General features: G+C 35.6%; 9 protein-coding genes. All 9 read left to right on the top strand.

Going from position 1 to position 14,204, the window contains the following annotated elements:
• The first annotated feature begins 5 nt into the window (after window positions 1–5).
• The 9 genes from BUC23_RS04315 (at window position 6) to BUC23_RS04275 (ending at window position 14,201) form a co-directional block, all read left to right on the top strand.
• A complete protein-coding gene (locus BUC23_RS04315) occupies window positions 6–2,288 on the top strand; it encodes a GH92 family glycosyl hydrolase (RefSeq protein WP_073206003.1) in 2,283 nt (760 codons plus the stop codon).
• A 4-nt stretch (window positions 2,289–2,292) separates the two neighbouring features.
• A complete protein-coding gene (locus tag BUC23_RS04310) occupies window positions 2,293–3,753 on the top strand; it encodes a glycoside hydrolase family 125 protein (protein ID WP_073206000.1) in 1,461 nt (486 codons plus the stop codon).
• A gap of 182 nt (window positions 3,754–3,935) precedes the next feature.
• Complete coding sequence (locus BUC23_RS04305) at window positions 3,936–5,024, top strand: glycoside hydrolase family 18 protein (protein WP_073205997.1); 1,089 nt, start codon at window positions 3,936–3,938, stop codon at window positions 5,022–5,024.
• A gap of 45 nt (window positions 5,025–5,069) precedes the next feature.
• Entirely contained in the window at window positions 5,070–7,364 is a 2,295-nt protein-coding gene (locus BUC23_RS04300) for a glycoside hydrolase family 20 protein (RefSeq protein WP_073205994.1), read from the top strand.
• Window positions 7,365–7,407: 43 nt separating this feature from the next.
• Window positions 7,408–8,310 (top strand): ROK family protein, encoded by a 903-nt coding sequence (locus BUC23_RS04295; RefSeq protein ID WP_073205990.1) that lies wholly within the window; start codon window positions 7,408–7,410, stop codon window positions 8,308–8,310.
• A gap of 75 nt (window positions 8,311–8,385) precedes the next feature.
• Entirely contained in the window at window positions 8,386–9,381 is a 996-nt protein-coding gene (locus tag BUC23_RS04290) for an isoaspartyl peptidase/L-asparaginase family protein (protein ID WP_073205987.1), read from the top strand.
• A gap of 86 nt (window positions 9,382–9,467) precedes the next feature.
• A complete protein-coding gene (locus BUC23_RS04285; RefSeq protein WP_073205984.1) occupies window positions 9,468–10,142 on the top strand; it encodes a copper homeostasis protein CutC in 675 nt (224 codons plus the stop codon).
• A gap of 39 nt (window positions 10,143–10,181) precedes the next feature.
• Window positions 10,182–12,119 (top strand): glucosamine-6-phosphate deaminase, encoded by a 1,938-nt coding sequence (nagB, locus tag BUC23_RS04280; RefSeq protein WP_073205980.1) that lies wholly within the window; start codon window positions 10,182–10,184, stop codon window positions 12,117–12,119.
• Window positions 12,120–12,134: 15 nt separating this feature from the next.
• The gene (locus BUC23_RS04275; protein WP_073205977.1) at window positions 12,135–14,201 is read left to right on the top strand and encodes a beta-N-acetylhexosaminidase; all 2,067 of its coding nucleotides are present in this window, start codon (window positions 12,135–12,137) and stop codon (window positions 14,199–14,201) included.
• Window positions 14,202–14,204 lie beyond the last annotated feature (3 nt).

The following is a 14,204-nucleotide window of genomic DNA, read 5'->3' as shown; positions in this document are numbered from 1 at the left end:
AAATTATGAAGATAAAGAGTTTGATTTTTGGTTTATCGTTACTCTGTGTTGTTGTAAATGCACAAACTAAAGTTTTAGATCCAGTAGAATATGTAAATCCTTTGATGGGTACACAATCGGTGCACAGTCTTTCTAATGGGAATACGTATCCGGCGATTGCAAGACCTTGGGGAATGAATTTTTGGACACCGCAAACCGGTAAAATGGGAGACGGATGGATTTATACGTATACCGCTGAAAAAATTAGAGGATTCAAACAAACACATCAGCCTTCACCGTGGATGAATGATTACGGACAGTTTTCTATCATGCCCGTTACAGGAAAATTAGTTTTTAAAGAAGAGGAAAGAGCCAGTTGGTTCAGTCATAAAGCCGAAACTGTAAAGCCGTATTATTACAGCGTATATCTGGCTGATTATGATGTGACGACTGAAATAACAACAACCGAAAGAGCAGCGCACTTTCAAATTACATTCCCGGAAAATGAGCAATCTTCCATCGTAATTGATGCTTTCGATAAAGGTTCTTATATTAAAATTATCCCTTCCGAAAATAAAATTATTGGATACACAACTCGCAATAGCGGTGGTGTTCCTGCTAATTTTAAAAATTATTTTGTGCTACTATTCGATAAGTCTTTTTCATCAAATTATACCTGGAAAGACACTGTTTTGGAAAAAGATAAATTGGAAAGTCTAGCCAATCATGCAGGTGCTGTAGTACGTTTTAAAACTAAAAAAGGGGAGAAAATCAATGTTAGAGTCGCTTCTTCATTTATAAGTGTCGAGCAAGCTGAGTTGAATTTGAAAACGGAATTAGGGAATGCTTCTTTTGAAAAAACTGTTGCGGAATCAAAAGAAGAATGGAATAAAGTTTTAGGAAAAATAAAAGTGGAAGGTGGAAGTGACGAACAATTCAAAACTTTTTATTCTTGTTTGTACCGTACTGCCTGTTTCCCCCAAAAGCAATATGAAATAGATTCGAAGGGGAAAATTGTTCATTACAGTCCTTATAATGGAAAAGTTCTACCCGGTTATATGTACGCTGGAACTGGTTTTTGGGATACTTTTCGTGCCTTATATCCTTTGCTTAATTTAGTTTATCCTTCTATAAACAAAGAAATGCAGGAAGGTTTGATTAATGATTATAAAGAAGGTGGCTTTTTACCGGAATGGTCCAGTCCTGGATTTAGAAATGTGATGGTGGGGAACAATTCGGCCTCCGTAGTTTCTGATGCTTATATAAAAGGATTGCGAGGATATGATATTAATAAGTTGTACGAAGCATTATTGCACGGAGCCAATAATGAAGGAGCAATGGACGCGGTAGGAAGAACAGGAGTATCGTATTACAATACTTTAGGCTATGTTCCTTATGATGTAAAAATTAATGAAAATGCGGCACGAACATTAGAATATGCGTATGATGATTTTGCGATTTGGAAATTGGCGAAAGCTTTAAATCGTCCTAAAAAAGAAATCAGTTTATTCGAAAAGAGAATGATGAATTATAAGAATCTTTATAATCCAGAGATGGGATTGATGAGCGGTAGAAATAAAGATGGGAGCTTTCCGGCAAATTTTAATCCGTTTAAATGGGGAGATGCTTTTACCGAAGGAAATAGCTGGCATTATAGCTGGAGTGTGTTTCATGACGTTCAAGGTTTGGTTGATTTAATGGGTGGTGAGAAAAAATTCACAGCTAAATTAGATGCCGTTTTTACAACTCCTCCAGTTTTTGATGATAGTTATTACGGCTCGGTTATTCATGAAATACGCGAAATGCAAATCATGAATATGGGACAGTATGCACACGGCAATCAGCCTATTCAGCACATGATTTATTTGTATAATTATGCTGGTCAGCCCTGGAAAACGCAGTATTGGTCCAGAGAAGTAATGAATCGTTTGTATAAACCAACAGCAGACGGTTATTGTGGTGATGAAGATAACGGACAAACTTCGGCTTGGTATGTTTTCTCAGCTATGGGTTTTTATCCCGTTTGTCCTGCCACAGAGGAATATGTACTTGGTGCACCGTTATTTAAAAAAGTTACACTGCAATTAGAAAACGGAAAAGAAGTAATTATAAATGCCCCAAATAATTCCGGAGATAATAAATATGTTCAGGAGTTAAAATGGAATAATGAAACCTACACAAAGAACTATATCAATCATTTTGATGTTTTGAAAGGTGCCGAGTTGAATTTTGACATGATTAGTACACCGAACCTAGCAAGAGGAACTTCAGCGAGTAGTTATCCATATTCTTATTCAACTTCAAAATAATACGATGCAAACACGTAGAAAATTTATAAAAAACACAGGGATTTTATCCGCAGGATTATTAGCAGTTCAATCGAAAGTTTTTGCTTCTGAGTCTAATATTTTTAATTTTCCAATGAAGGATTTTGTTAGCAAACGTCCTCCATTGGCCGAGAGAAAATTCACCAGTAAAGCAGTAGAAGCCGCTATTGTACGCATCAAGAAACAAATAGCGAATCCTGAGTTGGCTTGGTTGTTCGAAAACTGTTTTCCAAACACATTAGACACTACAGTCGATTTTGAAATCATCGATGGTAAACCGGATACGTATGTGATAACTGGAGATATAGATGCCATGTGGTTACGGGATAGTACCGCCCAGATTTGGCCATATCTCCCTTTTGTAAAAGAAGACGCTAAACTTGGGGAATTGGTAAAAGGAGTAATCAACCGTCAGGCTAAATGTATTTTGCTCGATCCGTATGCGAATGCTTTTTATAAAGATTTCACGAAAGTAAGTGAGTGGAAAAATGACATAACAAAAATGAAACCCGGTATTCATGAGCGCAAATGGGAGATAGACAGTTTGTGTTATCCTATCAGACTGGCGCATGGGTATTGGAAACAAACTGGAGATACAAGCTTGTTTGATAAAAAATGGAAAGAAGCGATGCTTTTAGTATTGCAAACGTTCAAAGAACAACAACGAATGCATGATAAAGGGCCTTACAGTTTTCAGCGCGAAACGGCTTGGGCAACTGACGGAGTTCCTTTAAGTGGTTATGGTTATCCGGTAAAACCTTGCGGATTAATCGTTTCTACTTTCAGGCCAAGTGATGACAGTACTTTGTTTGGGTATTTGATTCCGAGTAATATGTTTGCCATTGAAGTGCTCGGTTATTTAATGGAGATTTTCTCTTTGCCGGAAATGAAGGATATTGATTTGGTCGCTAAAGCAAAAGAATTGCAGGAACAGGTTCAGAAAGGATTAAAAGAAAACGGAATTATTGAGCATCCAAAATTTGGAAAAATCATCGCTTTTGAAGTAAATGGATATGGAAGTTTTCACATGATGGATGATGCGAATGTGCCTTCCTTATTGTCATTACCTTATTTAGGAGCCATTCAACCTAATAATGCTTTATATCTTAATACTCGAAAAGTAGTGCTTTCAGAAAACAATCCGTTTTTCTATAACGGAAAAGCTGGAGAAGGTATTGGAGGTCCGCACACTGGCGCTGATACCATCTGGCCTATGAGTATAATTTTAAGAGCAATTACAAGCGTAGATGAAAAAGAAATTAGTAAATGTATTAGCAATTTGATAAAAACAAATGCAGATACGGGGTTTATGCATGAATCCTTTCACAAAGACGATGTCACAAAATTTACCCGTAAATGGTTTGCTTGGGCGAATACATTGTTTGGCGAATTGATTGTTCATACAAGTATCAAATATCCTCAAATTTTAAAAGATAAAAATATTTAAGCATATCAATTGTAATGGCATTAGCTTTTAAAATAAACAATTTTTTAATCTATAAGAAAATCATAGCTTCATTTTGTTGCTTTAAAATCTGCGTAAATCTGCGAGATATGCGTGCCTATTTTTATGTAGATATAGACATATCAATTACAATTACAATGTAAAAATCAATAAATAATGTAAAAATGAAAAGTATAAAATTCCTTTTTTTGTTACTTCTTATTACTAACGGCATAACTGCTCAAAGCAATAAAAAATTAGCTGTAATTGCTTATTATACGGGTGATGATAAACTAATAAATGAATTTGAGGTCAATAAACTGACGCATATCATCTATAGTTTCTGTCATTTGAAGGATGGTAAATTAAATGTCGACACCGCTAAGGATTCTATCACCATTAAATATTTGGTATCCTTAAAAGCTAAAAATCCACAACTCAAAATTATGTTGTCTTTAGGAGGCTGGGGAGGTTGCGCTCCTTGTTCCGATGTTTTTTCAACTGAAAAAGGAAGAGCCGTTTTTGCAAAATCGGTAAAGGAAGTCAATACTTATTTTAAGTGCAATGGATTAGATTTGGATTGGGAATATCCTACCATTGAAGGATATCCAGGTCATTTATATCAACAAGCCGATAAAAAGAATTTTACGGAACTTATAAAAATACTTCGTCAAGCTTTAGGAAATAAGAATGAATTGAGCTTTGCGGCAGGAGGATTTCAGAAATATTTAGACGAATCCGTGGAGTGGAAAAAAATAATGCCATTGGTAGATCGAGTAAACATTATGAGTTATGATTTAATCAACGGTTATTCAAAAGTCACAGGACATCATACGCCATTGTTTAGTACGAAAAAGGATGAAGAATCTACAGATAAAGCGGTAAGTTATTTATTGAAATTAGGAATTCCAGCCAAGAAACTAGTTATTGGAGCAGCCTTTTATACCCGGGTTTGGAAAGAGGTAGCTGCTGTTAATAACGGTTTATATCAATCTGGTGAACCAACTAGTGGTGTAAATTTTAGAGAATATTCGACCTCATTTACTGAACCTAAGGGTTGGAACTATTTTTGGGATAAAAAAGCAAAAGCGCCTTACTGGTATAATGCAAAAGAAAAATTATTTGCAACTGGCGATGATATTTCTTCAGTTAAAGCAAAAACGAACTATGTAATGCAAAAGAAACTGGGTGGTATTATGTTTTGGGAACTGGTTTTAGATAGTCCGAGAAATGGGATGTTAGATGCCATTTATAAAATAAAAACTACTAAATAATTAAATTTGGATCTATAAAAATGGATTCACTATAAAAAAAACCTTATGATATTAAAAAAAACAGTTGTACTACTTCTTTTCGTAACTTCAATGTTAATAAATGCGCAACAACTTCCTTCCATTATTCCAAAACCTGTTGATCTTAAAATAGGAAATGGCTACTTTACGATTGATGGAAATACGGCTATTAAATACAAAAAATCACAAAAAGAGCTTAAAGCAACTGCCCATTTTTTTGCTTCCTATATTAAAAATATTTCAGGATTTTCTTTGAAATCCAATAAGACGGCAGCGAAAAAAATTGAGCTTGTAATTGATAAAGACATTCAAGATGAAGGATATCAGTTAAATGTATCGCCAACTGCTATTGTCATTAAAGCAAGCAGTTCTAAAGGTATTTTTTACGGTATGCAATCGGTATTCCAAACCCTATCGGCGATACGTACTAATGCAGCTTTGGAAGTACCTGTTATGCAAGTGAATGATTATCCTCGTTTTAAATGGAGAGGAATGCATCTGGATGTAAGTCGTCATTTCTTTGGTCCTGACGTAATAAAGGAATACATTGATCTTATGGCCTCTTATAAAATGAATGTGTTTCACTGGCACCTTGTAGACGACCAAGGCTGGAGGATTGAAATAAAAAAATATCCAAAACTTACTGAAATTGGTGCTTGGAGAGTGGATCATACCAATTTGAATTGGAGAGAAAGACCTCAGGCTAAAGAAAGAGAACAGCCAACTTACGGCGGATTTTATACACAAGAACAGATTAATGACATTGTAAAATATGCCGCAGAAAGAAACATAACGATTGTTCCTGAAATCGAAATGCCTGGACATGTGGCTTCTGCTATTGCGTCTTATCCGCAATTGAGTTGTACACAACAGCCGCAGTTGCCCTTAACAGGTGGGAATTATACCAATATGTCATCTAATTATTGTGCCGGTAATGACGAAGTATTCTCTTTCTTGCAGGATGTCTTAACTGAAGTCATGGCACTTTTTCCGTCAACTTATATCCATTTAGGTGGAGATGAGGTTGACAAAGCCCCTTGGAAAAAATGCTCCCGTTGCCAGGCAAGAATGAAAGCAGAAGGACTGAAAGATGAAAATGAGTTGCAGAGTTACTTCATGAAAAGAATGGAGAAGTTTATCATCAGCAAGCAAAGAAAAATGATTGGCTGGGATGAAATCTTAGAAGGTGGACTTGCTCCCGAAGCAGCTGTGATGAGCTGGCGTGGTGAAGCTGGTGGAATCGAAGCGGCAAAAATGAAACATAATGTAGTGATGACTCCGGGTTCTCCATGTTACTTTGACCATTATCAAGCAGGACCAGAAGGAGAACCTTTTGCTATTGGCGGTTTTAATACGGTAAAAAAAGTATACGATTATGAACCTATTCCAAAAGAGTTAAATGCGGAGGAAGAGAAATATGTGTTAGGTGCTCAGGGTAACGTCTGGACAGAATTTATTACTACTACAGAGCATTTGGAATACATGGTACTGCCTCGTATGGCAGCTTTAGCAGAAGTTTTATGGTCTCCCAAAGAAAATAAAAATTGGGATAACTTTAGCGAACGATTGCAATATCAGTTTAAAGGATACGGACAAAAAGGGTTGCATTATTCTCCCGGTAATTTTACGGTAGATATTAAACCTTCTTCTCAAAACGGTCAATTGCTGGTGAATCTTTATTCGGAAGCACTGAACGGAGAAATTCGGTACACAACTGATGGTTCAGAACCTACTTTGCAAAGCGAAAAATACGAACAACCTATTGCTGTCAAATCTTCTCTTGTGCTAAAAGCATCCACTGTTGTAGATGGTCAGATAAAGGGTCCACAAGCTGCAAAACAAAATTTTGTGATGCATAAAGCTCTTGGAAGACCGGTACAATATACTAATCCAGTAAGCCAATATTACTTGGCCGATGGTCCAAACTCTTTAACGGATGGTGTTCGAGGTACTAATGCGGTTGGTAAATATTGGCATGGATTCAGTGGGAAAGATATGATTGCAACAGTTGATTTGGGTGAACCAAAACCAATTAAAAGTATTTCATTAGGCTGTTTGCAAAATTATGGCAGCTGGATTTTTTTGCCGCAATCCGTGAAATTTGAAGTGTCAACTGATGGAATCACCTTTACTGAAATAAAAACAATCAACAACCCAATTGATATTAATCAGAAAACAGTTTTATATGATTTCAGTGCAGCATTTGCAATGCAAAAAGTAAGATATATCAGAGTAACGGCTAAAAATAATCTTTGTCCTCCAGGTCATAGCGGAGCAGGAAAATCGGGATGGTTATTTGCGGATGAAATTATAGTAGAATAGATTAGAGATAATGAAACAAAAAGTAAATACAAGAAAAAAATAAATGAATAAAGAATATGCATTAGGTTTAGATATTGGAGGAACTCACATTACTGTGGCAGTTATAGCTATTAACGAGATGAGAGTGCTTGATTTTTCAGTGCATAAAGAGTCTTTTGATTCTAACTTGCCTGCCGATGAGATTTTGGATATTTGGGAGAAAGCTATCCGTACTTCATGGAAGAATTCTGGTATAGGAAATTTGATAGGTTTAGCAGTTTGCGTGCCAGGTCCATTTGATTACACAAATGGTATTTGCTGGATAAAAGACCAAGCAAAATACGAACATTTTTATAGTTTAAACATTCGTGAATTAATTCGAGAAAGACTGAATTTGTCTAACGATTTACCGATTGTTTTCGATAATGATGCGAATTGTTTTGGTAAAGGAGAATTTTTTAAAAATGTAGAAAATAGTTCAAAAAAACTTATGGCAGTTACACTTGGGACTGGTCTTGGAGCTTCTTTTATAGACAATGGCAAAGCAATAGATTCAGGAACTAAAGTACCTGCAGATGGCGAGTTGTATAATATTCCATTTAAAACTGGAATTGCGGAAGATTATGTTTCAGCTCGAGGGCTTTTATCTGGTTATAAAGCTGCAAGTGGTTTAGAAATCAGCAATAGTCTTGAACTTTTTTGTCTTGCTAAAACTGGAGATGTTATGGCAATAAAAGTACTTGAGGAAATGGGAGAGGATTTAGCGGAGATTGTAATTCCGTGGTTAAAAAGTTTTGGGGCTGACAGTTTCATAATTGGGGGAAAAATTGCAAATGCAAGTGCTTATTTCCTTCCTTCTTTTCAAGAGAAAATAAAGATTGCAGGCATTGAAGTTACTGTTTTGGTTTCTGCCGATAATGAAATAGCTGCTTTGCTGGGAGCAACCAGTTTACTGTGTAAAATGTAGTGTTTTAATATTTAAAGAATTTGTTCAAGTGTACTAGTTTTTAAATGAAATCAGGGTTAATATAAAATAGAAAATATGACAAACCGTAGAAATTTTATAAAAACCGCAGCGATAGGTTCAGTTGCTGTGGCATTAAATTCATTTAATGGGAAACCGGAGGAGGAGAGTGGTTTTTTATCCAAAAAAGTAAAGAAACCCATTGTGCTCTCTACTTGGCGATTTGGAATTGAAGCGAATGCTGCCGCTTGGGAAATTTTAAAAAATAACGGACGCGCCCTTGATGCTGTTGAAGCTGGGGTGAAAATTCCGGAAGGAGACCCAAAAGAAAGGAGTGTTGGGTATGGCGGAAGACCTGATAGAGATGGGCGGGTTACACTTGATGCCTGTATCATGGATGAAAATGCTAATATTGGCTCGGTAGCTTGTTTGGAATATATTAAGCATCCTATTTCAGTGGCTCGAGCAGTGATGGAAAAAACACCTCACGTAATGTTAGTAGGAGACGGTGCTTTGCAGTTTGCTTTATCACAAGGTTTTAAAAAAGAGAATTTATTAGTAGAAGAATCCGAAAAAGAATGGATAGAGTGGTTGAAAACCAGTCAATATAAGCCTATTGCCAATATTGAAAATCACGATACTATCGGGATGATTGCTTTGGATTCAGACGGAAACCTTTCCGGTGCTTGTACTACAAGCGGAATGGCTTTCAAAATGCACGGCCGTGTGGGAGATTCCCCAATTATTGGAGCAGGATTATATGTTGATAACGAAATTGGAGCAGCCACAGCCACAGGTCACGGAGAAGAAGTGATCAGGATTTCAGGTTGTCATTTGGTCGTCGAATTGATGCGTCAAGGTAAATCACCACAAAAAGCGTGTGAAGAAGCAGTTGCTCGAATTGTAAAATTGAATAAGAATAGAAATAAAGAGTTAAAAGATATTCAAGTTGGTTTTATTGCCTTGAATAAGCAAGGAGAATATGGCTCTTATTGTATACAAGGAGGTTTTAACTATGCTGTTAATGATGCAACGGGAAACCGATTAATTGATGCCGATTATTTTTTGAAATAAGCATAACCAGAGTTTAATGCAAACACTCATCATATTATGCGAATTACATATTCCAATAAAAACAATAGGAACTACATATGAAATAAATGGAACAAAGTAAACTGGAGATAGCGTGTTTTAATCGTGAATCGGCCATTATTGCACAAGAAAATGGTGCTGATAGAGTAGAATTGTGTGCCAATATGAAAGAAGGCGGAACGACGCCTGATTTTGAAATAACTAAAGCTGTCCGCAATGTTCTCTCTATCGATTTGAATGTAATGATTAGGCCTCGTGGTGGAAATTTTGTCTATTCGGATGGCGAATTTGAGCAAATGAAAACGGAAATTGAACAATTCAAAAAACTAAATGTTGATGGATTTGTCTTTGGAATTTTAAAAGAAGATGGAAGCGTTAATAAAGAGCAAAACAAGGAATTAGTAGCACTGGCACATCCGCTTCCATGTACTTTTCACCGCGCTTTTGATGTGGTAAAAGTCATAAATCAATCGCTTGAATCTGTAATTGAATGTGGTTTTAAAACCATTTTAACGTCAGCACAAGAAAAAAATGTAGTCGAAGGAATTTATGTATTGGCTGTATTAGTCGGAAAAGCTAACAATCGAATCGCCATCATGCCTGGTGGTGGCTTGCGGTCATCCAATATTGCATTATTAAAACAAAAAACAAATGCTTCCTTTTATCATTCATCGGCCATTACCGATTCTAGTGAAACAGCAAACGGAGATGAGGTGAAATTATTAAAAATGAAATTATTATAATATACATATCTTGATTATTAAGAACTAAAAATAACAAAAATGAAAAGTGCTTTAGAAATTAAACCAGACATTAGCTATAAAAGTGCCGGTAAATTTGAAGAAACAAGATTTGAAAAAATTCATAACGAAATTTTCAAAAACTCAACAGAAGCTTCCATTGTTGTTGCTCAAGAAATTGCGCAGTTAATTAAATCCAAACAAGAGAAAAATAAATCTTGTGTTCTTGGTTTGGCAACTGGTTCTTCACCTATAAAGGTTTACGAGGAATTGGTACGAATGCATAAAGAAGAAGGACTTAGTTTTAGTAATGTAGTCACTTTTAATTTGGATGAATATTATCCAATGACAAAAGAGAATAATCAAAGCTATCATTATTTCATGCATCAGCATCTTTTTAATCATGTTGATTTCAAGCCGGAAAATATACATATTCCTGATGGAACCGTTACAATTGAAAACCTAAATCAATATTGTATTGATTATGAAATGAAAATAAAAAATGCTGGTGGGATTGATTTTCAATTATTGGGAATTGGTCGTACTGGTCACGTAGGATTTAATGAACCGGGTTCCCACATTAATTCAGGAACTCGAATAATTACTTTGGATCACATTACCAGAGTTGATGCTTCCTCTGACTTTAATGGGATTGATAACGTTCCTAAAAGAGCGATTACAATGGGAGTTTCTACGATTCTGAGATCCAAAAGAATTGTGTTGATGGCTTGGGGCCAAAATAAAGCAGAAATCATAAAAAGGACTATTCAGGGTGATATAAGCTCTGAAATTCCTGCTACCTTTTTACAAAATCATACCAATACGACTTTCGTTTTAGACCAATCTGCGGCTTCAGAGTTAACTAGGTTTAAAACTCCGTGGTTAGTTGGAGAATGCATTTGGACAGAAGAATTAAAACGTAAAGCTATTGTTTGGCTCTGCCAAGAAACAAAACAATCAATACTAAAGCTGACAGACCGAGATTACAATAATAACGGAATGTCTGATCTTTTGGCTTTGGAAGGTTCTGCGTATGATCTAAATATCAATATGTTCAATGTATTACAGCATACCATAACCGGATGGCCGGGAGGTAAGCGCAATACTGATGATTCTAATAGACCCGAAAGAGCCAATCCAGCCCAGAAACGAGTAATTCTTTTTAGTCCGCATCCTGATGATGATGTAATTTCCATGGGTGGAACTTTTTCAAAATTAATAAAACAAGGGCATGATGTTCATGTGGTGTATCAAACCTCCGGAAACATTGCTGTTACAGATGATGAAGCACTCAAATTTGCCGAAGTTTGCAACGATTTCGTTGGAGATGATACAACTAAAATGAATTTTCAAGCGGTTATTGATTTTTTAAAAATAAAAAAGGAGAATGAAATCGACTCATTAGAAGTCAGAAAGCTAAAAGGCCTCATCAGACGTCGAGAATCGTATGCTGCCACAAGATATATTGGCTTAAAAGAAGAGAATATTCATTTTCTGGATATGCCTTTTTATGAAACGGGCCAAATAAAGAAAAATCCATTAGGTACTGCTGATGTTGCAATTGTAAAGGATATCATCGCAAAAATTAAACCCCATCAAGTTTTCGCTGCCGGTGATCTAGCAGATCCTCACGGTACGCATGAAGTTTGTTTGAATGCGATTTTTGCTGCAATGAAACAACTGAAGTCAGAATCTTATATGAATGATTGCTGGTTGTGGTTGTATCGTGGAGCTTGGCACGAATGGGATATCCATGAAATAGATATGGCTGTTCCTTTAAGCCCAGATGAAGTTTTGCTGAAACGACATGCTATTTTATACCATCAATCGCAAAAAGACAGAGTAATGTTTCAAGGAAATGACTCGAGAGAATTTTGGGTAAGAGCAGAAGATCGTAATAAGCATACTGCTAAATTGTATGATGATTTAGGTTTAGCTGAATATGAAGCTATTGAAGCTTTTAAGCGTTTTGATTATTAAAAAACGAATAAAAAAATGAAATACGCCTTAATTTTAGTATTCGCAGTTTTTGTTTCTAATGCTCAAATACAATCTACGTCATTAAATCTTATGCCGTGGCCACAAAATATAAATTTGACTGCCGGTACTTTTGCTTTAAGCAAAAATTTTAACGTAAATATTACCGGCAATCCTAATGCTAGAATTTTTATAGGAGCGACGAATTTTTTACGAAGATTAGACGGAAGAACAGGTTTGTTTTTTGAACAAGGCTTTTTGACAAAAGTCAATGAAAATCCAGAAGCAGCATTACAAATAAATTGTGTTCGAAACGGGAAAGTAGGGATAAATGAAGACGAAAGTTATCAATTAGAGATTAAGTCTAATAAAATAATTATTAATGCTACAACAGATCTTGGTGCGCTTCATGCACTGGAAACGTTATTGCAAATGTTGCAAAATAATAGCACTTCGTATTACTTTCCAACTGCTATTATTACGGATTCACCAAGATTTACCTGGAGAGGACTCATGATTGATGCGGCAAGACATTTTCAGCCAGTTGCTGTTATCAAAAGAAATCTAGATGCCATGGCTGCGGTAAAAATGAACGTTTTTCACTGGCATTTAGTGGATGATCAAGGTTGGAGAATTGAAATAAAAAAACACCCAAAACTTACTAAAATGGCTTCGGATGGTGAATATTTTACCCAGGAAGAAATTAAGGATATTGTAAATTATGCGGATCAAAGAGGTATTTTAGTAGTTCCGGAAATTGACGTTCCTGGTCATGCTTCGGCACTATTGACTGCTTATCCAGAAATTGGAAGTAAGACAACTAATTTCACTAATGGAACTTCAAAAGGTAAAATGCAATCTTCAGCATTGACAACGTATTCGATCGAAAGAAATGCAGGGATTTTTACACCAACATTAGATCCTTCAAATCCAAAAACATATCAATTACTAGGTGAGATTTTTGATGAGGTTTGTCCGCTGTTTTCTGGGAATTATATTCATATTGGAGGAGATGAAAATGAGGGTAAAGATTGGGATTCAAATATTAAAATACAAGAATTTAAAAAGAAAAATAAGTTGGCTAATAACCATGAGTTGCAAACTTATTTTACAATGCGATTAATCCCGATGCTAAAAAAGCATAATAAAGAATTGATGGGATGGGAAGAGATCATGACAAAAAACATGTCTAAAAATGCTATCATTCATTCTTGGAAAGGTTTAAATGAAGGAATGTCTTCTGGAGGATCACTAATTGCAGCCGCAAAAAACGGGTATAAAACCGTTTTATCGAATGGTTATTATATCGATTTGATGCAAGGCGTGGCTGATCATTATTTGAACGATCCGATACCCAAAAATACTGTACTCACCGCTGAGGAAAAGGCAAGAATATTAGGAGGAGAAGCGACAATGTGGAGCGAACTTGTTACTCCTTTGAATATTGATTCCAGAATTTGGCCAAGAACAGCAGCAATAGCGGAAAGATTATGGTCTAATGAGGATGTTACCGATTTAAATAGCCTGCGCAAAAGATTGAAAATGATTTCATTTAGATTAGAAGAACTTGGAATTACACATTTGCGAAACAAAGAAGTGATTTTAAGAAATATCAGTAACAATCAAAATACAGCTGCTTTGGAAGATTTTTCGAATGTTTGTGAACCATTGAAAATATATTCCCGAAATAATGGCGGAACCGAATATCAGATGTATTCTCCATTCACTTTATTTGCTGATGCTTGTACAACTGATGCTTTTGATGCATTTGATTTTGATAGAGCAGTAAACAACTATTTAGAAAATAAAAATATAGGGAATCAGATTTTGGTAACTAGTTTTTTTAGAAAATGGATAGTTATGAACGAGGATTTAATTAATTTAAGTTCAAATGCTCCACTAATTCAACCACTTTTACCTTTATCCAACAGTCTTAAGGATATTTCCGAACAACTTTTATTAGTTATAGAAAACAAACAAAAAGTTAATCCTTCTTTATTAAATAATTTATTGGAACAATGTAATTCTAAAAAGCATGCTGATGTTGAGTTAGCTGTTTATAAAAGCTTAAAAAAATTAATGTAAGCT

The sequence above is a fragment of the Flavobacterium xinjiangense genome (assembly GCF_900142885.1).
Taxonomy (GTDB): domain Bacteria; phylum Bacteroidota; class Bacteroidia; order Flavobacteriales; family Flavobacteriaceae; genus Flavobacterium; species Flavobacterium xinjiangense.
The sequence above is the reverse complement of the archived record's forward strand: the minus strand, read 5'-3'. Positions and strand labels throughout refer to the sequence as shown.

Bases quoted from the DNA above. Each gene is read 5' to 3' on its own strand.
- BUC23_RS04315 (WP_073206003.1), top strand. From the start codon at position 6: ATGAAGATAAAGAGTTTGATTTTTGGTTTATCGTTACTCTGTGTTGTT.
- BUC23_RS04310 (WP_073206000.1), top strand. From the start codon at position 2,293: ATGCAAACACGTAGAAAATTTATAAAAAACACAGGGATTTTATCCGCA.
- BUC23_RS04305 (WP_073205997.1), top strand. From the start codon at position 3,936: ATGAAAAGTATAAAATTCCTTTTTTTGTTACTTCTTATTACTAACGGC.
- BUC23_RS04300 (WP_073205994.1), top strand. From the start codon at position 5,070: ATGATATTAAAAAAAACAGTTGTACTACTTCTTTTCGTAACTTCAATG.
- BUC23_RS04295 (WP_073205990.1), top strand. From the start codon at position 7,408: ATGAATAAAGAATATGCATTAGGTTTAGATATTGGAGGAACTCACATT.
- BUC23_RS04290 (WP_073205987.1), top strand. From the start codon at position 8,386: ATGACAAACCGTAGAAATTTTATAAAAACCGCAGCGATAGGTTCAGTT.
- BUC23_RS04285 (WP_073205984.1), top strand. From the start codon at position 9,468: ATGGAACAAAGTAAACTGGAGATAGCGTGTTTTAATCGTGAATCGGCC.
- nagB (WP_073205980.1), top strand. From the start codon at position 10,182: ATGAAAAGTGCTTTAGAAATTAAACCAGACATTAGCTATAAAAGTGCC.
- BUC23_RS04275 (WP_073205977.1), top strand. From the start codon at position 12,135: ATGAAATACGCCTTAATTTTAGTATTCGCAGTTTTTGTTTCTAATGCT.